This is a genomic window from Xanthomarina gelatinilytica, from assembly GCF_000348685.1.
GTDB lineage: Bacteria > Bacteroidota > Bacteroidia > Flavobacteriales > Flavobacteriaceae > Xanthomarina > Xanthomarina gelatinilytica.
In genome coordinates, this window is record NZ_ANLA01000003.1 from 21474 (window position 1) to 43472 (window position 21999).

Sequence of the window (21999 nt, forward strand, 5' to 3'; positions counted from 1 at the left end):
TGTAGTGGTTGTTTTCTACTTATGTAAAAGGGTCAGCAATCATATTTAAAAAATTTTTATAAATATAACTAAGGGTTTCCATAATGCTAAACGCCTTGTTAAACACAAAAAAAAAGCAACCTTCTCAGGTTGCTTTTTTCGATATATGTTTTTGGCAGTCAATAAAAAGCTTTCAAAAAAGCTTTGCGACACCTAATGGGTATTATATATGAAGTGCCCTATCCTCTGTTGCTGCCAAGGCAGCTTCTTTAGTGGCTTCGGCAAAGGTAGGATGTGCATGAGACATTCTGGAAATATCTTCGGCAGAAGCTCTGTATTCCATAGCTACCACAGCTTCGGCAATCATGTCGGCTGCTCTTGCGCCAATCATGTGAACGCCTAAAATTTCGTCCGTGTTTTTATCAGCAAGTATTTTTACAAACCCGTCTAAATCCATACTGGCTCTACTTCTACCCAAAGCACGCATAGGGAACTGTCCTGCTTTATAGGCCACACCAGCTTCTTTAAGTTGTTCTTCGGTTTTACCAACAGATGCCACTTCTGGCCAGGTGTAAACCACACCAGGAATTAAATTGTAATCTATATGTGGTTTCTGTCCTGCAATAACTTCGGCTACCAAGGTTCCTTCTTCGGAGGCTTTATGTGCCAACATAGCACCTTTTACCACATCGCCAATGGCATAAATGTTTGATACGTTGGTTTGTAAATGTTCGTTGACCTCTACCTGACCTCTGTCGTTTAACTTTACGCCAGCTGCTTCGGCATTCAAGCCATCGGTATAGGGACGACGACCAACAGATACCAAACAGTAATCGCCTTTAAACGTTACTTCTTCACCTTTTTTGTTATCGGCTTTGACAATCACTTCCTTGCCTTTTCTTTCAACCGATTTTACTCTGTGGGACGTATTTATAGAGAACTTTTGCTTTTTAAGCACTTTGCTCAACTCTTTGGACAAACCTGCATCCATGGTTGGAATTATTCTGTCCATATATTCTATAACAGACACTTCAGCTCCCAAACGTTTGTAAACCTGTCCAAGTTCCAGACCAATAACCCCTCCTCCTATCACGATTAAGTGCTTAGGGATTTCGGTGAGTTTTAAAGCTTCTGTGGAGGTAATAATACGTTCTTTGTCTATGTTTATAAACGGTAAACTTGAAGGCTTGGAACCTGTGGCAATAATGATGTTCTTGGCTTCAATTTCTGTTTCTTTTTCACCTTTAATCACAACATGGGTCGCGTCCTTAAAGCTTCCTACGCCTTGATAGACTTCAATGTTGTTTTTCTTCATTAGGTAATCGATACCACCAGTGGTTTGATCCACAACCGATTGTTTCCTGTCAATCATTTGTTTTAAATTCACCTTAATGTCACCTGGAATTTCAATACCATGCTCTTCAAAATGTTTTACAGCATCTTCGTAGTGATGGGACGAATCTAAAAGGGCTTTACTAGGGATACAACCTACGTTAAGACAGGTGCCTCCTAGTACAGGATATTTTTCTATAATAGCAGTTTTCATTCCCAGTTGTGCGCAACGTATGGCTGCTACATAACCTCCAGGACCAGAACCAATAATGGCTACATCGTATGAATTCATAAGGTAAATAATTTATTTATAATAATGCCTCACTTCAACTGCGCTCTTTGCAGGCTCGTTCAGCACGTCAAGGTTTGTTATAATTGAATACAAAAGTACAAATGTTTTGTGGGACGACCATAAAAAAAGCATCTCCATATTTAGGATTTTATTTGAGGCGTAAAATCAACAAAGGCAACACCAATAAAATATTGGGTTGCCCTGTTTATCCTTAATTCTCCCTATGAACTAATTAATAGCATTACAAAGTTGGGATTCTTTTATAAGTCTCACAATACTCAAATTGAGTAAATATGCTCATAACATTATATTTTGTTCATTTTAAGCATGCCTATCAGTTCTCCTGTTGATGAAATGTTCAATTTTTTTAAAATGTTTCGTCTGTGCGTATCTACAGTGTTAGGGCTAATATTTAAACTCTTTGCAATTTCCTTACTGGATTTGTTAATGGTCAATAACCGAATGACATCCCGCTCACGATTGCTAAGCCCATTGGTTATAAGTTTTTGTGAAAAATTATTGAAATACTTGGTTTCGTATTCGTTATGGTCATTTAAAAGCTTGGCTGTAGCTGTGATGGGCATTTTAATTTTTGGATCCAAAACGGTATAATGCGCCAAACCTATAATGGGTTTCATGTCTGAATCGAATTCCAAGGGTGTGGTGTTTTGAATGATGTTCACATAGCTGCCTGCTTCGTTCAATAATCGGTAATTCCAAGTATAGCTCATACGTTGTCTATCTTTAATAGGAATTTCCTCTAAAGTGAAAACCATTAAATCGTTTAAAGCCTTTAACCATAACTCCACATCTTCTGGGTGAATCCGGTTCCAAAACTGCCTCATGCCTTCTTTCAGTAAGCTGTTTTTATCCAAACCAATACAGGAAGTCATGTTTTTACTGATAAACTCAAATGTGAGGTTTTGCGTGTTGGTAATACAAAAAAAGGTGGAACTATAAGGCAGATACACATCCAATTCGGTGATTTTTTTAATGTGATGTGTAAGTGCTGGATGATCGTAGGACTTGAATATGTCGTGATAGATAGTCTTTATTTGCTTGAGGAGCATGGTTTGGTTTTATGGTTTGCTATGCAAGATATAAATTTGAACCCAATTAAATGGTAATGGCTGTGGTATGTTTCACTTCATTAATAACAAACATGCTGTGCGTGCTACCAATATGATTGATGGAGGTTAGTTTATTGACCATAAATTCGCGAAATGCTTCCATATCTTCCACAATCACTTTAAGCAGGTAATCATAATCTCCACTAATGTGATAACATTCCATAACTTCTTGCAAATTGGCCACTTCTTTCTCAAACTTCATCACATATTCCTGTGTATGTTGAACGAGTTTGATATGACAAAAAGCCACAAAACTCTTATCAACCTTTTCTTTTTTAACCAAGGCCACATATTTTGAAATAACGCCTTGCTGTTCCAGTTTTTTGATACGCTCATAAACAGCTGTAACAGAAAGATTTAATTTGCTGGATAGCTCTTTGTTCGTTTGTTTGCTGTCTGCTTGCAAAAACGATATCAGTTTTTTATCGATAGCATCAAAAGTCATAATTGAAAAATTTTCAGTTTCAAAGTTAGAAATCCTAAGAAACCTTGTTTATATTCTACAAATATACAATTTGATAGTTTTATAATCTAAAGATGCAATATCTAGTTGATAATTTGTCTAAAATACTTGATATTTACATCAATAATCACTTAAAACAAATAGCATTATGGCATTTAAACCAGCAAACAACATACAAGACTTACAATATTTTGGGGAATTTGGAGGTGTAAACCCTTCCATTTCAGATTCATCAACCTACACTTTTTTATCGGCAAAAACCATGTTCGATACCTTTGAAGGCAATGCAGATGGTTGTTATTTATACTCCAGGCACTCCTCGCCTTCCAACCTGTATTTAGGGGAAGCTTTGGCTGCCATGGAAGGAACAGAAACAGCCAATGTCACTGCTTCTGGTATGGGAGCCATAACGCCTGTTATCATGCAACTTTGTGGTGCAGGAGACCATGTAGTGTCCAGTAGGACCATTTATGGTGGTACTTATGCCTTTTTAAAGAACTTTGCACCAAGATTCAACATCAACACCACTTTTGTGGATATCACCAAATTGGATGTGGTTGAAGCTGCCATTACACCAAATACCAAAGTACTTTATTGCGAATCTGTAAGCAACCCCTTGTTGGAAGTGGCAGATATTGCCAGCTTGGCTAAACTAGCCAAAAAACATAATTTAAAATTGATAGTGGACAACACTTTTTCGCCTTTATCCATTTCACCAGTTCAATTAGGTGCAGATATTGTAATCCACAGTTTAACAAAATTCATCAATGGATCCAGCGATACCGTTGGTGGTGTGGTTTGTGGAACTCAGGAGTTTATAAACGATTTACGCAACGTAAACGATGGTGCCTGTATGTTATTAGGTGCCACCATGGACAGTTTAAGGGCTGCATCTGTATTAAAAAACCTTAGAACCTTGCACATTAGAATGCAACAACACAGCCTAAATGCAACATACCTAGCTGAAAAATTTGAAGCCTTGGGTTTAAAAACAGTATATCCAGGCTTAGCTTCGCATCCTTCTCATGATTTGTTTAAAAGCATGATGAATGAAAAGTATGGTTTTGGTGGTATGCTTACCATAGATGTTGGCTCATTGGATAAAGCCAATGCCTTAATGGAATTGATGCAAGAAAAAAACTTGGGATACTTGGCTGTAAGTTTAGGGTTTTACAAAACTTTATTCTCTGCTCCTGGCAGCTCCACTTCTTCCGAAATTCCTGAAGACGAACAAAAAGAAATGGGTTTAAGCGATGGCTTGATACGTTTCTCCATTGGTTTGGATGCAGATATAGAACGCACCTTCAACATCATGCATGCCTGCATGAAAGAATTGAATATTTTATAAGCAATTAGTTTCCTCGTATTTTAATCGGCCTTAATGAGCTCTAGGTTCATTAAGGCTGTATGAGGTAAAATCCTTACAATACTAAAACTGCTATCTGAAAAAAGATACACCCTTTGATTGGCCTGCAAATGCACCAACTTGGTCATGCTACAGGAACTATTCCCTAAAGGAGTGACTCGCGTATGGCAATAAGATCCTGGGATCCTATCTGATATTGCGGGACCTGAAGGAGGATTGGGAGGATTTAGAGGTGGTGCCAATCCTGTGGACAAAAAGAACCCCAAGGTCACAGGTGAATTATTGGCTCCTCTCATAACTATGGAAATCGCATAAGAAACCCTGTAAATACCCGAAACCGGAACCAGAAAACTATTGGAATCGGCTGAAATGTTTTGATGAACCCCAAGGGTTCCAAACTCAATGGGCAAGTAATTGTAAAATCGTTCTTCAGGACTGGTTCTGTAAATTTCCCCAAATATCAATTGGGAACTTTCGTTGGCTTGATCATTGATTCGGCTCCAGCGACTACCGTTCCAAAAATAAAAACCTGGATATACATCCGCCATACTTTGATGGTTGTAAACCAGTAAACTGGTTTCTGGATTTAAAATGGTACTTGTGTCCCATGTGGATTGCAAGGCAACCCTAGGCACCAATACACCAGAATTGGAACTGCTGATATCTAAAACCGATGAGTCATGAGGTGTGGTTGTCCCTATTCCAACTTGTGCAAAAAGTTTTATGGAAACAAAGAAAAAAAGACAAAAAAACAGGACATTTTTTTGAAGACCCATTGCTAAAAATATTGTCTCACAAAGATAATCCACAGACAAATATAAAAAGGCTCATTTCGATAAAAGAAGTCTTTAATCTGATATAGTGTAAAAGAGAGGTCTTTGCGTAATATTTTTCATATTAAAAATCAATTCTATCCACACGCTTGTTCCATATTTCCATAAAAAATCAGCTAAACAAAATGGATGATAAAAACAAAGCTGAAAAAACAGGTTGTCCAGCCTTGTTTGACCAAGTTCCTTACAAAAAACCTCCCATAAACAGACTCCAATACCAATTTGTTAAACAAATCCGTATATGCTTTAAGTAAAAGCAATGATGTGCAAGGTTATGGATTTGCATACTTAAGGTGAAAATCGTAACATTACAATCCTAAATTAACTAACTGAAACAATGCAAGACGATAAAAACCTTTCTGAAATTGAAATTGAGGATCAAACCATAATTGAAAACAAGGAACTTAGCATCTGGGAAGCTTTAATTCCAGTGGTTCTATTAATGATGATGTTGGCTTACAACATATTTTATGCAGATGGGGAATCCATGGGAGAATATTCCAATCAATTTATATTATTAATTGGTGGTGGCATAGCTGCTCTGGTTGGGTTTTTTAATAAAGTCCGCTTTGGTTTAATGCTTAAAGAAGTTTGGGAAAACCTAAAAAGTGTTTTTGTGCCCATCATGATTTTGTTTTTGGTTGGTGCTTTGGCTGGAACCTGGTTGGTAAGTGGAGTAATACCTGCAATGGTTTATTATGGTTTACAAGTATTAAGTCCTACCATTTTTTTACCAGCCTCAATAATTATTTGTGCAGTTATTTCCATTGCTACTGGTAGTTCCTGGACCACTTCAGCAACTGTTGGTATTGCACTGGTTGGCATTGGGTCTGCTTTGGGCATTTCTACAGGAATGATAGCTGGAGCTGTAATTTCTGGAGCATATTTTGGAGATAAAATGTCTCCCTTAAGCGACACCACCAATTTGGCTCCTGCCATGGCCGGAACAGATTTGTTTACCCATATTCGCTATATGACCTTTACCACTGTACCTACCTTAATAGTGACCCTAATTGCTTTTAGTATCATGAGCATGACGATTGAAACCACTGGAAATGCCGATTTAAGCAGCTTACTGGGCAGTATTGACAAAACATTCAATATCACTCCCATGTTATTTATGGTGCCTTTGGCTGTAATTGTTCTCATATTATTAAAAACAAAACCTCTAATTGCGCTTGGGATTGGTGTATTATTGGCTGCCTTGTTTGCATTTATTTATCAACCAAATATTTTGGATCAATTAACATCTTCTAAATTTGGCTCCATTATCAATGCCATCTTTACAGATACACAAATCACAACCGATAATGAAAAATTAAACGATTTATTTTCTGCTGGTGGCATGAAAGGCATGCTTTGGACCATCTTTTTAATTTGTTGTGCCATGGTTTTTGGTGGCATTATGGATGCCATTGGTTCACTTTCTAGAATCACCAAAGCGTTACTTTCTGTAGCCACAACGGTTTTTGGGCTTTTTGCCAGTACGGTTATCAGCTGTTTGGGTTTAAATGCCATTGCTTCCGATCAATACTTGGCGATAGTGATTCCTGGTAAAATGTTTAAAAAAGCTTATCATGATAAAGGATTGGCTCCAGAAAACCTAAGTAGAACCCTTGAAGATTCAGGAACGGTCACCTCTGTTTTGATTCCTTGGAACACCTGTGGAGCCTACCAATCAGGAGTATTGGGTGTAGGTGTTGGAGAATACTTCATGTATGCCATTTTTAACTGGCTGAGTCCGTTCACTACCTTACTTTTTGCTGCTTTTCAAATTAAAATCAGACAACTTTCAACTGACAAATAGTAATTTCCTATTAATTTGCAAGTTCATAATAGACAATACCTATGCTTCGATAAGAAAATAAGATTTTATTCAGCTTAAAAAACGCCTTGGTGTCTTATATTTGCAATAGAGAAATTTATTAACAATTAAAATATAAAACATATGGCATTTGTAGGAAAAAAATTCCCAAATTTGAATGTAGACGCAATGAACGACATGGGCGACACCTTTAAAGTAAACGTTCTTGAAGAAGCAGTAAACAACAAGAAAAAAGTAGTTTTATTTTGGTATCCAAAAGACTTCACATTTGTATGTCCAACCGAGTTACATGCATTCCAAGAAGCTATGGAAGAATTCAAAAAACGTAACACCATAGTTATTGGCGCATCTTGTGATACTCCAGAAGTACATTTTGCTTGGCTGAACACCCCTAAGGACAATGGAGGTATTGAAGGCGTTACCTATCCAATATTGGCAGACTCTAACCGCAACTTATCTTCCATCTTAGGTATCTTAGACATCACTAATGAAAAATACGATGAAGAAACTGGCATTGTAACCGTAGAAGGTGACAACGTAACTTACAGAGCTACTTATTTAATAGATGAAGAAGGAACAGTGTTCCACGAAGGCATCAATCACATGCCTTTAGGAAGAAACGTTAAAGAATATTTACGTTTAATTGATGCCTATACGCACGTACAGGAAAAAGGCGAAGTATGTCCGGCAAACTGGGAAGAAGGCAAAGATGCCATGCAGCCAAACGCTAAAGGGACTGCTGCTTACTTAGCAACTCACTAAAAAAACTCCAAAATCCAAATTCCAAAACAGGATTTATTGGGTTTTGGAATTTGGAATTTGAATTTTTGAAAATTATAAAAGATATGGTACAAGAATTAGATCAAGACAATTTACAGGACATCATTAACAATAACGATACGGTTGTGGTACAGTATTCGGCAACTTGGTGTGGTAATTGTAGAATCATGAAGCCTAAATTCAAAAAATTGGCTTCAGAAAACGATGGTAAAGTATTTGTAATTGCAGATGCTGAAAAATTTCCGGAATCCAGAAAACTGGCAAAAGTTGATAACTTACCAACTTTTGCAACGTTTAAGAAAGGGGATTTTATCAATCAGGTGCAAACAAACAAGTTTGAGGTATTAAAAGAATTGGTTGATAACGTAAATTAAACATTATGAAATTACCAATTATCAAACATCTCACTCAGTTCATTGAAGAAAACGATGAAGATTTTGTTATAGAAACCATTGAAACCCTAGAAGCCCTTACAGAAGTTCCTTCGCTTAAAGACGAAGAGCTTGATGTGATTGGGGAATTGATTTCCAATATGTATGGCGCTTTGGAGGTTCAAAAAATGGTGAAAGATGGTACCCCAAAAAAAGAAGCCCTAAACAGCTTTATGAAACGCGTTCTTGGTTCCATTGATTCTTAGAACATCATTAGCATACATACAAAAAGCCTCTACATTTTAAAATGTAGAGGCTTTTTTATGGAAATATATAAACTCTTATTTATTGTCGTCATCTATTTCCTCTTCTTTGACAGCCTTGGATTCAACGGCTTGCTCTTCCCTAGCTTTTAATTCGGTTTTTTCTTTTTTTACCTCAGAGTCTGTCTTAAGTTGCGCCTGTTCCTGTACTTGGGTTGTTTCTTCGGTTTTGGTTTCAGTGTTATTATCTGCTGTTTGTGCAGATGTTAATTGAGAAAAACCTAAAAAACAGGTTAATGCCATGGCTCCAAATAATTTCTTTGATACTTTCATAATAATAGGTTTATTTATGTTTATAGATTTGTTTCCTTATGTACGCAAGACTTGGAACGTATGGATGTTACAGATTCCGCTTTAACATAAATCTAACATACCCTTAACAACTGTCATCAACAAAACTTACTGAACTTAAACCATTTGAGGGATTATTTCTTAAAATAAAAAAATGGGAAACAACATTGTGGTGAAACTCTTATTTTATTAGTATTTTTATATAAACAAAAAACAAAAAAATTATGGCAACAGTAACCTTACATGGAGATAACGTACAAACGTCTGGAACACTTCCTAAAGTTGGAAGCAAAGCTCCAGATTTTAAACTCACCACAACCGATTTAAGCAGTAAAACCCTAAACGATTTTGCTGGAAACAAAGTGGTCTTGAACATCTTCCCAAGTGTGGACACAGGCACATGTGCCCAATCGGTTAGACAATTTAATCAAGAAGCATCAGAGCTGGATAATACCAAAGTGCTTTGTGTTTCTAGAGACCTTCCTTTTGCCTTAAAAAGATTTTGTGGTGCCGAAGGCTTGGACCATGTTATATCTCTTTCCGATTATAAAGATGGAAGCTTTGGAAAAGCCTATGGCCTAAATTTTGTAAATGGTCCATTGGAAACTCTCCATTCCAGATGTGTTGTGGTTTTAGATGAAAATGGAACCGTAAAATATACGGAACAAGTTCCTGAAATTGCAGATGAACCTAATTATAAAGCTGCACTTGAGGCTTTAATGGATGACTAAAAAAGAGTCCTTTTTTGTTAACAGGTTAAAAAGCGTGGCCTTTGCTTTTAATGGCGCTTGGCTTTTATTAAAAACAGAACCCAGTATCAAAATACAGGTGTTTATTGGGATAACCATGACATTGATAGGCTTTCTGGTAGGTCTTAGCACAACCGAATGGATCTTGCAAACCTTGACCATTGGTATTATAATTGCACTGGAAGGCTTAAACACTGCCATAGAAGAAATGGCAGATTTTATACATCCAGAATACCATCCAAAAATTGGACTCATTAAAGACCTGGCTGCTGGAGCTGTTTTTATATTTGCTTTGGTAGCGTTAATAGTTGGTGGCATCATTTATTTTCCTAAGATTTTTTAAATACTTTTACCATTAGGATAAACGTTAGTAATTTGTATTTTTGCTTCATGGGGCAAACCATACAAACCAATATAGATAGAACTTATTTCTGTTTCCAGGAAAGTAAACATGGCAAAGAAGAAAACAAAAACAACAAACTCCAGTAAACCCAAATTAAAAGTCCCAAGTTTTAAGTTGACAAATCAACAAAAACTGGTATTGGGTAGCTTTTTGGTCTTATTGGGACTCTTGCTTTTTATAGCCTTTGTATCTTTCCTTTTTACAGGAAAAGCAGATCAAAGTACGCTTACCGAATTTACCTCAAGGGATGTAAAGCCACAAAATTGGCTCAATAAAACAGGAGCCTGGCTGAGCGATTTTTTTATACAACGTGGCTTTGGTATTGCTTCCTTTATTTTTGCTGGACTTATTTTCCTTTCTGGTGTATTTGTATTAACCAATTCCAGCACAAAAAAATTGCAAAAACATTGGTTTTGGGGCACGCTTATCGTTATTTGGCTAGCTATCTTTTTTGGTTTTTTTACCGAAAAATTGGATATTCTTGGTGGTACCATAGGATTTGAAATGAACCTGTTTTTACAAGATTACTTAGGAAAAATAGGCACCTCTCTCCTACTTGTTTTCTTTTTAATTACCTACTTGGCCATTCGTTTTAAAGTGACAGCCGACACCTTTAAAAACCTATTCCAGAGAGCTTCAAAAGATATTAAAAATGAATTTAACACAGTTACAGATGATGTTACAGTTCCTATAGATAACGATTTAACTGCTGAAGCTGAAGATATCAAATCGGCATTCGAATTGGATATTGAAAAACCTACTGATGAGCAGGAAGAACTTGCTCAAGAAACAAAACCCAAACCAAAACCCGAACCTGAAAAAGAAGAGGCAGAAATGACGATTGAGGTTGAAAAAGTAGCTGAAGAACTTTCAGAAACCGACAACCTTTCGAATAAATTGGTTGAAGATTTTGGTCAGTTCGACCCAACCCTGGAATTGAGCAACTACAAGTTCCCTTCATTGGATTTATTGAAAAAATACGAATCTGAAGGCATTACCATCAACCAAGAAGAACTGGAAGAAAACAAAAACCGAATTGTAGAAACCCTAAACAACTACAAAATAGGCATTGCAAGCATAAAAGCCACAATTGGTCCAACAGTCACACTTTATGAGATAGTTCCAGATGCAGGTATCAGGATTTCGAAAATTAAAAACCTGGAAGATGATATTGCTTTGTCACTATCTGCATTAGGCATCAGGATTATTGCTCCTATTCCAGGAAAAGGAACCATTGGTATTGAGGTTCCCAACAAAAATTCCACCATAGTCTCCATGCGTTCTGTAATTGCATCACAAAAATTTCAGAAATCAGATATGCAATTGCCAATTGCTTTAGGCAAAACCATTAGCAACGAAACCTTTGTGGTGGATTTGGCAAAAATGCCTCACTTGCTAATGGCTGGAGCCACTGGACAAGGAAAATCGGTTGGACTGAATGCCGTTTTAACCTCTTTGCTCTATAAAAAACATCCAGCAGAAGTGAAATTTGTTCTGGTAGATCCCAAAAAAGTGGAATTGACTTTGTTCAACAAAATAGAACGTCATTATCTGGCCAAACTGCCAGATAGCGAAGATGCTATTATTACAGACAACACAAAGGTTATAAATACCTTAAACTCGTTGTGCATAGAAATGGACAACCGTTACGAGATGCTTAAAAATGCCTTGTGTAGAAACATTGCAGAATACAATGCCAAATTTAAAGCACGTAAGTTAAACCCTAATGACGGTCACCAATTTTTACCCTATATTGTTTTGGTTGTCGATGAGTTTGCCGATTTAATCATGACAGCGGGTAAGGAAGTGGAGACTCCCATTGCGCGTTTGGCACAACTTGCCAGAGCCATAGGAATTCATTTAATCATTGCTACCCAAAGACCTTCTGTTAACGTGATAACAGGGATCATAAAAGCCAATTTCCCAGCAAGAATAGCCTTTAGGGTAACCAGTAAAATAGATTCCAGAACAATTTTGGATGGTTCTGGTGCAGACCAACTAATAGGTCGTGGAGACATGCTCTACACACAAGGAAACGACATGATACGAATTCAATGTGCCTTTGTTGACACTCCTGAAGTAGAAGAAATAACCGATTTTATTGGATCCCAAAAAGCCTATCCTGAAGCCTATATGTTACCAGAATATGTTGGCGAGGAAAGTGGCACAAGTCTTGATGTAGATATCAACGATAGAGATGCATTGTTTCGTGATGCTGCCGAAATTATTGTCACGGCTCAACAAGGATCTGCGTCTTTATTGCAACGTAAATTAAAGTTAGGCTACAATCGCGCTGGACGTTTAATAGACCAGTTGGAAGCTGCAGGCATTGTTGGTGGTTTTGAAGGCAGTAAAGCCAGACAGGTTCTAGTCCCAGATTTAGCAGCACTTAATCAATTATTGGAAAACGAAAGTCAATAATTAAGCCAAATAAAAAATATAAAAATGAAAAAAATAACATTAATTTTTACCCTCTTCATTTATACCATGTCTTTTGGACAGGACAGTAAAGCCAAAGCGCTATTGGACGAAGTGTCACAAAAGGCTAAAAGCTACGATAATATTTCAATAGATTTTAAGTATGTACTGGACAATGCAGCCGAAAACATCAAACAGGAAACACGTGGAGATGTCGTGATGCAAGGAGACAAATACCGTTTAAACATTTTGGGTGCCACCCGTATTTATGATGGTAAAACACTGTATAGTATTAGTCCTGACGATGAGGAAGTAACTATTTCAACAGAAAACCCAGATGATGAAAATAGCATTACACCCAGTAAAATGCTTTCGTTTTATGAGGATGGCTACACCTATAAAATGGACATTATTCAAGATGTGAAAGGAAGAAAAATACAGTATGTAAAACTCACTCCTATGGATTCCAATTCCGAAATTAAAAATGTGCTATTGGGAATAGACGCTCAAACCAAACACATCTATAACCTTATAGAGATAGGTAAAAACGGAACAAAAACCACTTTAACTGTTAATTCTTTTAAAACAAACGAACCTATATCGAAATCCTTATTTACTTTTGACAAGAACAAGTATAAAGATTACTACATTAACAAATTGGATTAAGTAACTTTTGAAGATTTTAGATAGATACATACTAACCTCATACCTTAAAACTTTTATCAGCGTGTTTGTGATTCTCATGCTGATTTTTGTTTTACAAACCATCTGGCTATATATAAAGGAATTGGCTGGAAAAGACCTGGATATGGTTGTTGTGGCTAAGTTCTTGCTTTATTTTTCCCCTAAATTAATTCCATTGGTTTTGCCTTTGACCATCTTGCTGGCATCCATCATGGTATTTGGAAGTTTTGCCGAAAACTATGAGTTTGCTGCCATGAAATCCACAGGTATTTCTTTGCAACGTGCCATGAAAGGCTTAAGCATTTTTATCGTGGCTTTGGGAATCACTACTTTTTTCTTTTCAAACAACGTAATCCCTTGGGCAGAATATAACTCTTATAACCTTCGGAAAAATATAGCCAAATTAAAACCTGCCATGGTAATAGCCAAAGGACAGTTTAATGAAGTTGGAAACGAATATAATATTAAAGTAGCCGATAAAAGTGGCGACAGAGGACAGTATTTAGAAGAAGTACTCATCCACAAAAAAACAGGTGGCAAAGCTGGGAACTACACAACCATTTACTCCAAAACCGGGGAGCTTATAGGTGAAGAAGATTCTGATATCCTACAACTTATTCTCTACGATGGATATTTTTATGACGACACACCTCCAAAAGACCATAAAGACAGGCTAAAAAAGCCCATGACCAAAAGCGCCTTTAAAAAATACACCATTAATGTAGATTTATCGAACCTCAACAATGTTGATCTGGAGCAAAAAGACATTAGCGACAAATACAACATGCTTAACATAAAAGATTTAAGCTATACCATTGATACCTTAAAAATTGATAGGGACAACAATATTAAAGAATTGGCCGAAAACTTGTACAACAGGACCAATTTACCAATAATCAACAAAGGTGTTGTTAGTAAAACAGACTCTATCTATAATGGTGAGATTCTGGAACTTTTCAGTCATAAAGACAAAGTACAACTTATAGATTTGGCACAAAACACATTTAAAAGTACCCTTCAAATAATAGACGTTAAAGAGCAAGGCTTGAAAACCAAATCTATTTGGTTAAACAGGCATGTAATAGCTTTACACGAAAAACTAGCCTTGGGCTTTGCCTGTATTATTTTATTTTTTGTGGGAGCACCTTTAGGCGCTTTAATAAGAAAAGGAGGTATTGGACTGCCTATGGTTATTGCCATCTTGTTGTTTTTAACCTATCATTTTATTGGCATATTTGCAAAAAACAGCGCCAAAGACGGCAGTTTGAACCCTGTGTTTGCTTCTTGGTTTTCAACCATCATCATGTTACCCTTGGGAATATATTTAACCAAAAGGGCTACGGCAGATCGTGGTTTGTTTGAATTTGACCATATTTTAGAGCCAATTAAAAAAATCCTTAAAATTAAGGATAAAGAAGATGTAAAAAACAAATCGAAATTGCCTGACGCTGTTCGGGAAGTGATAGAGGAAAATTTGGATATTTCACAGGAACCTTTAGCCCATACTGAAGATTTTGGCACCATAAGAAAAAGACATTCAGATTATAAGGAATACGCTAAATTCACTTTCATTTTCTACATTATTGGCGCCATCTTAATACCATTATACTTCATTTTAAGAAATAACAAATTGGAAGAAATTGCTGTGGTTTGCCTACAATTGGGGATTATTTCGTTTTTTGTTTGTTTCATCTATTTTATTGTGTCTTCCTTAAAATTACGATCTATATACAAATTGATAGCCTTAAAAGGTGTAACTAAAAACCCAATCCTACTCATAATGGGATTTGTTTTTTATCCGTTGACACATTTTTTAAGAAGGAACAAAATTAACGATGACCTTTCTGTTAGTTTAAAATAAGCTATATCTTTGCACCATATTAAAAAATAAGCTTTATGTCCACGCTTAAAACAGCAAACCAAACTACAAACATACAATTACACAGTATTGAAGAAGCCATTAACGATATTAGAAATGGTAAAGTTATTATTGTAGTTGATGATGAAGACAGGGAAAATGAAGGCGATTTTTTGGCTGCTGCAGAAATGGTAACGCCAGAAATGATAAACTTTATGGCAACCCATGGACGTGGTCTAATATGTACTCCTTTAACCGAAAAACGTTGCAAGGCTTTGGAGTTAAACATGATGGTTAACAACAATACCGATCCTATGGAAACGGCCTTTACCATTTCTGTAGATTTAAGAGGCAATGGTGTTACCACAGGTATTTCTGCAAGTGACAGGGCCAAAACAGTAAAAGCCCTTGTTGATGAAAACACCAAACCTTTTGAATTGGCCAGACCAGGACATATTTTTCCTTTGGTTGCCAGGGAAGGTGGTGTGTTACGTAGAACTGGACATACAGAAGCTGCCATAGATTTTGCCAGACTGGCTGGATTAAAACCTGCTGGTGTGATTGTTGAAATCATGAACGAAGATGGCAGCATGGCGCGTTTACCTCAACTGGTGGAAGTGGCAAAAAAATTCGGTTTAAAAATTGTTTCCATTGAAGACTTGGTGGCTTACAGAATGCAACACGATTCCTTAATTGAAAAGAAAGAAGATTTTGATATGGTAACCCGTTTTGGTAAATTTAGACTTAGAGCATACCAACAAACTACCAATAATCAAGTACACATAGCCATTACAAAAGGAACTTGGAACACCAACGAACATGTGTTAACTCGGGTAAACTCTACATTGGTAAATAATGATATTTTAGGAACGCTAACCAATAATGCCGATAAAAAGTTGGACGATATGTTCCAACTGATCAATGAAGAAGGAAAAGGAGCTATCATTTTTATAAATCAGCAAAACCAATCCACCAATTTATTGCACAGGCTTTCCATACTTAAGCAACAACAAAATCACAAAGACCTGATTAAAGCACCTAGCATTCAAATGGACAGTAAAGATTTTGGGATTGGTGCCCAAATACTTCACGATCTAAACATTCATAAATTACGTTTGATGTCCAATAGCGAACAAACTAAACGGGTTGGGATGATAGGTTACGGACTGGAAATAATTGAATATGTAAGTTATTAGTTTTTGTTTTCTAAAGCTTTGATTCTTTTTTCGAGGAATTGGTAATTCTCCAATTGATCTTTTAACGCAACAATTTCCTTTTGTTGCTCTTGAACGGCTTTAATAAGTACTGGAATCAATTCTATATAGCTCATGGCCAAATAATCCCCAGGAACAACAATTTTTTCACCTGTTTTAGGATCTATATCCACATCTTCTGTAATAACAACCTCTGGAATGATTTTCTCAACATCCTGGGCTATCAAACCCAAACGTTTTCTATTGTTTGGGGAAATGGTTTCATTATAGCTATAACTTACTGGTTGCAGTTTCATCAAGTCCTCCAGCCCATATGGCAACTCCGAAATATGAGTCTTGGTACGCCTGTCAGAATAAGTCACAAAAGTATTGGCAACCACTTCGTCCCAATGTTGGTTGATTAAACTATTTCCTATATCGAAAGTACTGTTGGAAAATGGTACGATATCGCCATCCAAGCCTAAATTATTTCCCCCTAAATTGGCCATTTCCAAATTGTCCAAAGACAATGTTGCGTACAAATGTGAGGCATTGGCATTGCTTATCATCACATGGCCATTAAACCTTAAATTATCTGTATCAAATTCGCCATAAATCAGAGCTTCGTTAGCATCTGCATCAGAATTTTCTATATACAATCTATTGGAACCTGTTTCATGGTAACCAGCTCCATACCCTAAAAATATATTCGCATCTCCATTTGAATTTAATCCAGATTCTGTACCAATGGCAGTATTATTAATACCAACTGTATTAAAATACAAGCTATTTGTACCTATGGACACATTAGCATCTCCAGCAGTATTGCTATATAAGGATTGTGTTCCAAATGCTATATTATCATAACCAGTACTATTGTTTCTAAGGGACTCATAACCTGAAGCTACGTTATTGGAACCTGTTGTATTAGAATACAAAGTTTGATAACCATTAGCAATATTATTATTACCTATGGTATTTGAGTTAAGCGCTCTAAACCCATTTGCCACATTATAACTTCCCGTGGTATTTAAATATAAAGTTCTGGTACCATTTGAAACATTAAAAGAGCCTGATAAATTGGAATATAAGGCTCTAGTTCCAGTAGCTATATTATTTGAACCTGTAGTATTAGAAAATAAAGCTCTTGTACCAGTTGCTATATTATTATTTCCAGTAGTATTATTGTTTAAGGTTCGTAATCCAAGAGCCACATTATTGTTACCATTAGTATTGGAGTTTAAAGCCATAAAGCCAGTAGCCACATTATTAGATCCCATAGTGTTGGAGTTTAGAGCATTTGACCCAATGGCAATATTATTGTTTCCAGAAGTGTTACTATACATTGCTGAATAACCTACTGCTATGTTATAATCTCCTATATTGGAAACCGAAAGAGCATCTGTACCTATTACTGTATTGTAATTTCCACCTGAATGGTAAAGAGCATTGGAACCAATAGACACATTGCCTTCGCTAACTGTAGTAACATATTGAGAATTATAACCTAATGCCACATTGTTGTTTCCTGAAATATTGTCAAATAAGGTTTGATAACCTATGCCTACATTATTGGATCCAGAAGTGTTACTGTGTAAAGATCTGTATCCACTGGCTGTGTTCCTAACTCCGGACACATTTGAAAACATGGTATAAAAACCATTGGCAACATTAAAACTTCCAGTGGTATTATTAAAAAGAGATCTGTAACCAGCAGCAACATTATCAAAACCTGATGTATTGGAGCCCATGGCTTCAAAACCAATTCCTGTATTTTGGTTGTCTGAACTGTCATCATTGATTCCTGCTCCAAGACCAATAAAAACTGAGGATCCATTTTCTGAGCCATCATTATCACTTTTACCATCCATTAAGTCGTTTATTTTTTCAGCACCTTTTATGGATGTCCAAGCAGCCAAGCTGTTGTTCCAATAGTAAAACCCTTTGCTTATTGTACCATTTCCAGTAACATAAACCAACATCCCATCTTGGGCTTCCGTGGGATTGCTTAAAGGAAATACATCAATTTTTGGAATTAAAATACCATCGGTAGGATTTGGTGAGATTTGATTTGAAGCTCGAATATCCAATTGTGACTGTGGACTGGTAGTTCCAATACCTACTTGGGAATAGGTATAGGTAATCAATACTTGAAAAAATAAAACAATTAGGTAATGTTTCTTCATACAAAGCATGGTTAGACATTGCATATATTTTGAATACATACAAATACGTTATTTTAATATAAATTTGTTTCCTAAATATGAGTATTTGGCAACAGCATTTACATAACTAAAATAGGTATGGACTTAAAGATGAAGAGCTTTGGTGAAGTAATTTAATAAAAAAAAGGGAATGAGAATAAAAAATAATCCCAAATCCCTTTAACATCGATTAATAGCATCTTTTATGGGTCTATGACTATTTTCTTTGTAATATGTCCCTTATCGGTATAAACTTTTACAAGATATATTCCTGACTGTAAATTACTGATAGGTATTTGGTTACCATTTAAAACCTGTGAAACTTTTTTTCCCAATATATCAAACATCTCAACAGAGATAACCTGGTTTTTGGTTGAAACATATAAATAATCTGAGGCTGGGTTTGGGTAAACAGATATAGTCGACTCGTTTAAAACTTGAGTTGGTACTGAAAGGGTTTCTAAATTAAAGCTTTCCATCCCTGGAATATTTCCAGTATAGAAATTTAAAGTGCCATTTCCATTTCCTGGGCCATCAATATCAGAATTATAGAAACTCTCGAAAATGTTTCCAGCCTGTACATTTAAAGGATGATCGTTAGGCATAATAAACAGGGTTTCAGCTCCTGGATTGGTTACCTCAAAACTCACCAAATCTATTGGCACTCCTGCTGTATGCTGTAAAATAGTTTGGCCTGGAGGCATGTTAAATTGAAAGACATCAATATCAAACCCTACATATCCCAAACCAGCTATAAAAGCAGCATCATAATCGTACAGGTCGAACGTTCTGCTTGGAAAGAAACTTACCAAATTGATTATATGCGATGGTCCTGATGGCAATACTAAGGTAAACCCAACATCAGATACATCTGTATTGGCATTTGGACCATAAGCATCTGAATCGAAATCAGGTACGGCAATCATTTTAAATTGGTTTCCTGTTAGGTGCACAATCCCGAACTGATAGCCTTGAGCCATAGTGCACAGGCTTGCAAATAAAAATAGAATAAAGGTGTATTTTGTTTTCATGGGTACTGGTTTTAAGAGTTTATATTACGATTAATTTTGTGGTGGAACTGTAGCTTGAATGGTAAATGTTGGTGTGCCAAAACCATTGGATGGATGCGCTAGCACATTGTCCTTTATAAGGTTACTATCGTTTCCAGAACCAGAAAACTTAGCAATCCCATTTAGGTTTAAATCTGTATTTAAATATCCTGTTGATGAAAATGTTACCGAACCAAAACCATTGGCAGGATCAGATAAAATGTAATCCTTTATGGCATTCGAATCATTGTTGGCTCCTGAAAACCTTATATAATTTGTATTATTGGTATTTCCTGTCCATAAGGCTGTAACTCCAGACCCCAAAACAACTTGGGCATTTAAACCATAAGTTGAAAAGCCTGAATTTGTAAAATCAACAACTGTTGGGGAAGTTTCATTTAAAGCAATGGTAGCTGCGCTCATGGCTCCCAAATGGTTTCTGTGTTTCACAACTACATAATAAGTGGTTGGAGCTGCTGTCATGATTACATTTGAAAAACCATCCAAAGCTACCACATCACCATCACGTTGAAGTAAAGCCGATTTTGCGTTTATCAATTTTTGATTGTCATTGGCAGCACGTAATTCTATCCAAACCCAATCCACAATGGCGTTAGATCCTACCACGTTAAATACAGACGCATTGCAAGTGGCTGCATCAGGATACGGACTGGTTGTTGGAATGTAGGCATTTTGCCTAAGATCATCGTTCATAAGTCCTGCTGAAACTGGATTTAAAAGTGGGCCTTGCAAAAAGAGTTTAGGGTCTATTTTTATTTTCATATTACTATTGATAAACCCTTCGGAAATTTTAATGTTTCCAGTATTTAATTCTTGAACATTCACTTCGCCTATGGTATAAAGAATGTTTATACCTCCAGAAGTTGTATTTGTGCCTCCACTATCGATACTGAATTTTTCGATGCTTTGGGCACTACATAAAAAACTGATAAATAGTGCTGTTAAAAATGAACCTTTTGTTTTCATATTATTGTTGTTTTTTAAGTAAGGTCTCTATCAAATCCTTTAACTCATTAACTTGCACTTTTAAGTTCTCAATTTCATGCTGTTGTTCCTGTATGGCTTTTATGGCAACAACACTAAACCCAGCGTAATCAATCCCGTATAATTCATCTGCTTCCGAGAAATGCACCAATTCCGGAAAAAGAGATTTTACTTCTTGGGCTATAAAACCAATGGCTTTTGTGTTGGTAATATCATCTTTATAAACATAGGTTGAAGGTTTTAATTGTTTTACACGATCTAAGGTAGTAGGCATACTTTGTATGTCTTTTTTTAAGCTAACATCAGAGCTTATTGTGTACGCGCCTGTGTTAGCTAAAATATATCCTTTTAAAGTGGTTCCATAATGAAACCGTAAGGAATATCCGTGTGTAATATCCCAATTGGAATTGAGTCCATCATCAAAACGAAGTCCTGTTCCTACGGATTGACCATTTTGAAAAATATGTAGTTTCCCATTAGGGTTACCATCAACACCTATCTTGTTGAAATTTGCAGAACCATCTCCGTTAATTGCTGCTACAATTTCAGTCCCTTTTTGCATTTCAATAAATTGCGATGCTGAACTTGCATTTGAAGGGATTTGCAATTCCAGCAAATCTTTACCTAATTGGTGGTCTAGACTTTCAATTCGAACCGTATTTTCAACTCCAGACGTTTGTAGAATCGAGAAAGGATTTGCTGGATTGGAAATTCCAACACCTACTTTGCCTTCTGTTTCTGCCATAACAATATTTCCATTCTGCAAGAGTTTTAGTCTTGTGCTTTGTGAACTTGAACCATCTGCTTTGGACCTGAATAGTAAGTCTGAACCACTTCCAGTAGTTGCAAACTTCCATTGATTGCCATTATTTGGATAGCCCAAAATTAGTCCTCCTATATTGGATTGAACAAATAAATCACCAACTACATGGAGTTTATTTTCAGGCGTACTGGTTCCAATTCCAACACCACCTTCCATATAGCTAACATCTAAGCCATTTTTAATCCATAAAGGGTTTTCAATACTTTTTGCCGTCAAGGCATAAGGGACCGTTTTAAATTCGGTGGTTCCCATATCTACAAGTCCGCCACCTGTATTTACCTTTACATTCAAAAAATGTGAATCGCTTCCCCAATCAATAGTACTGTAATCGCCACTTACTGCTGTGCCTTCGCCTATGTTAACCATAATGATACCATTGGAATCGGTTGTTGGTGTATGCGTTTCTTCATAGACATTGGTTTGACTTGCACCTTGTAAGATGCTAAACTGTATGGCGATAAGGTCATTGGCAACCACATTGCCTAGGTTATCTTTTATGACTGCCTTATAATTGATGCCATTTTGTGCATAAGTTATCATACTCAGCAGCATGAATAATATAAATGTGTACTTTGTTTTCATTAGCTTATGTTTTAATATTAATGGTTGTATCCATAATAAGGTTAAC

At 36.4% G+C, this 21999-nt stretch carries 20 protein-coding genes; 11 read left to right on the plus strand and 9 right to left on the minus strand.

Annotated features, from left to right (window positions below):
• Positions 1-202: 202 nt before the first annotated feature.
• The 3 genes from lpdA to D778_RS00510 all read right to left on the minus strand — a co-directional run bounded on the left by lpdA (position 203) and on the right by D778_RS00510 (position 3178).
• A complete protein-coding gene (lpdA, locus tag D778_RS00500) occupies positions 203-1603 on the minus strand; it encodes a dihydrolipoyl dehydrogenase (RefSeq protein WP_007646635.1) in 1401 nt (466 codons plus the stop codon).
• A 305-nt stretch (positions 1604-1908) separates the two neighbouring features.
• Positions 1909-2673 (minus strand): LuxR C-terminal-related transcriptional regulator, encoded by a 765-nt coding sequence (locus D778_RS00505; protein ID WP_007646640.1) that lies wholly within the window; start codon positions 2671-2673, stop codon positions 1909-1911.
• Positions 2674-2719: 46 nt separating this feature from the next.
• Positions 2720-3178, minus strand: a complete 459-nt coding sequence (locus D778_RS00510; RefSeq protein ID WP_007646641.1) for an Lrp/AsnC family transcriptional regulator — start codon at positions 3176-3178, stop codon at positions 2720-2722.
• Between the two features lie 166 nt (positions 3179-3344).
• Between D778_RS00510 and D778_RS00515 the strand changes: the two genes are divergently transcribed.
• Complete coding sequence (locus tag D778_RS00515) at positions 3345-4544, plus strand: aminotransferase class I/II-fold pyridoxal phosphate-dependent enzyme (RefSeq protein WP_007646642.1); 1200 nt, start codon at positions 3345-3347, stop codon at positions 4542-4544.
• A 20-nt stretch (positions 4545-4564) separates the two neighbouring features.
• On the opposite strand, the gene D778_RS00520 is transcribed toward D778_RS00515, so the two are convergent.
• On the minus strand, positions 4565-5338 hold the full coding sequence (locus D778_RS00520; RefSeq protein ID WP_007646643.1) for a hypothetical protein: 774 nt from the start codon (positions 5336-5338) through the stop codon (positions 4565-4567).
• Between the two features lie 394 nt (positions 5339-5732).
• Between D778_RS00520 and D778_RS00525 the strand changes: the two genes are divergently transcribed.
• The 4 genes from D778_RS00525 (at position 5733) to D778_RS00540 (ending at position 8637) form a co-directional block, all read left to right on the plus strand.
• Positions 5733-7202: a Na+/H+ antiporter NhaC family protein gene (locus D778_RS00525; protein WP_007646645.1), complete on the plus strand. Its 1470-nt coding sequence runs from the start codon at positions 5733-5735 to the stop codon at positions 7200-7202.
• Positions 7203-7343: 141 nt separating this feature from the next.
• Positions 7344-7982: a peroxiredoxin gene (locus tag D778_RS00530; protein ID WP_007646646.1), complete on the plus strand. Its 639-nt coding sequence runs from the start codon at positions 7344-7346 to the stop codon at positions 7980-7982.
• 83 nt (positions 7983-8065) lie between these two features.
• Positions 8066-8374, plus strand: coding sequence for a thioredoxin family protein (locus D778_RS00535; RefSeq protein ID WP_007646647.1), 309 nt, complete (start codon positions 8066-8068; stop codon positions 8372-8374).
• Positions 8375-8379: 5 nt separating this feature from the next.
• Positions 8380-8637, plus strand: coding sequence for a DUF6952 family protein (locus D778_RS00540; protein WP_007646649.1), 258 nt, complete (start codon positions 8380-8382; stop codon positions 8635-8637).
• Between the two features lie 75 nt (positions 8638-8712).
• Here the strand turns inward: D778_RS00540 and D778_RS00545 are convergent, their stop codons facing one another.
• On the minus strand, positions 8713-8967 hold the full coding sequence (locus tag D778_RS00545) for a hypothetical protein (RefSeq protein WP_007646651.1): 255 nt from the start codon (positions 8965-8967) through the stop codon (positions 8713-8715).
• A 242-nt stretch (positions 8968-9209) separates the two neighbouring features.
• On the opposite strand from D778_RS00545, the gene tpx reads away from it, so the two are divergent.
• The 6 genes from tpx to ribB all read left to right on the plus strand — a co-directional run bounded on the left by tpx (position 9210) and on the right by ribB (position 16293).
• The gene (gene tpx, locus D778_RS00550) at positions 9210-9716 is read left to right on the plus strand and encodes a thiol peroxidase (protein WP_007646652.1); all 507 of its coding nucleotides are present in this window, start codon (positions 9210-9212) and stop codon (positions 9714-9716) included.
• Complete coding sequence (locus D778_RS00555) at positions 9709-10077, plus strand: diacylglycerol kinase (protein WP_007646654.1); 369 nt, start codon at positions 9709-9711, stop codon at positions 10075-10077. Before tpx ends, D778_RS00555 begins: the two co-directional genes overlap by 8 nt.
• A 108-nt stretch (positions 10078-10185) precedes the next feature.
• Complete coding sequence (locus D778_RS00560; RefSeq protein ID WP_040491126.1) at positions 10186-12558, plus strand: DNA translocase FtsK; 2373 nt, start codon at positions 10186-10188, stop codon at positions 12556-12558.
• Positions 12559-12582: 24 nt separating this feature from the next.
• Positions 12583-13221, plus strand: coding sequence for an outer membrane lipoprotein periplasmic chaperone LolA1 (gene lolA1, locus D778_RS00565; protein ID WP_007646658.1), 639 nt, complete (start codon positions 12583-12585; stop codon positions 13219-13221).
• A gap of 7 nt (positions 13222-13228) precedes the next feature.
• Positions 13229-15100: an LptF/LptG family permease gene (locus D778_RS00570; RefSeq protein ID WP_081602605.1), complete on the plus strand. Its 1872-nt coding sequence runs from the start codon at positions 13229-13231 to the stop codon at positions 15098-15100.
• A gap of 35 nt (positions 15101-15135) precedes the next feature.
• On the plus strand, positions 15136-16293 hold the full coding sequence (ribB, locus tag D778_RS00575) for a 3,4-dihydroxy-2-butanone-4-phosphate synthase (protein ID WP_007646661.1): 1158 nt from the start codon (positions 15136-15138) through the stop codon (positions 16291-16293).
• Here the strand turns inward: ribB and D778_RS14060 are convergent.
• The 4 genes from D778_RS14060 to D778_RS00595 form a co-directional block, all read right to left on the minus strand.
• Positions 16290-18476 (minus strand): tail fiber domain-containing protein, encoded by a 2187-nt coding sequence (locus tag D778_RS14060; protein WP_007646663.1) that lies wholly within the window; start codon positions 18474-18476, stop codon positions 16290-16292. The genes ribB and D778_RS14060 overlap by 4 nt on opposite strands.
• A 221-nt stretch (positions 18477-18697) precedes the next feature.
• The gene (locus D778_RS00585; RefSeq protein WP_007646664.1) at positions 18698-19525 is read right to left on the minus strand and encodes a T9SS type A sorting domain-containing protein; all 828 of its coding nucleotides are present in this window, start codon (positions 19523-19525) and stop codon (positions 18698-18700) included.
• A 30-nt stretch (positions 19526-19555) separates the two neighbouring features.
• Entirely contained in the window at positions 19556-20530 is a 975-nt protein-coding gene (locus tag D778_RS00590; protein ID WP_007646666.1) for a hypothetical protein, read from the minus strand.
• Position 20531: 1 nt separating this feature from the next.
• Entirely contained in the window at positions 20532-21953 is a 1422-nt protein-coding gene (locus D778_RS00595; RefSeq protein WP_007646667.1) for a tail fiber domain-containing protein, read from the minus strand.
• Positions 21954-21999 lie beyond the last annotated feature (46 nt).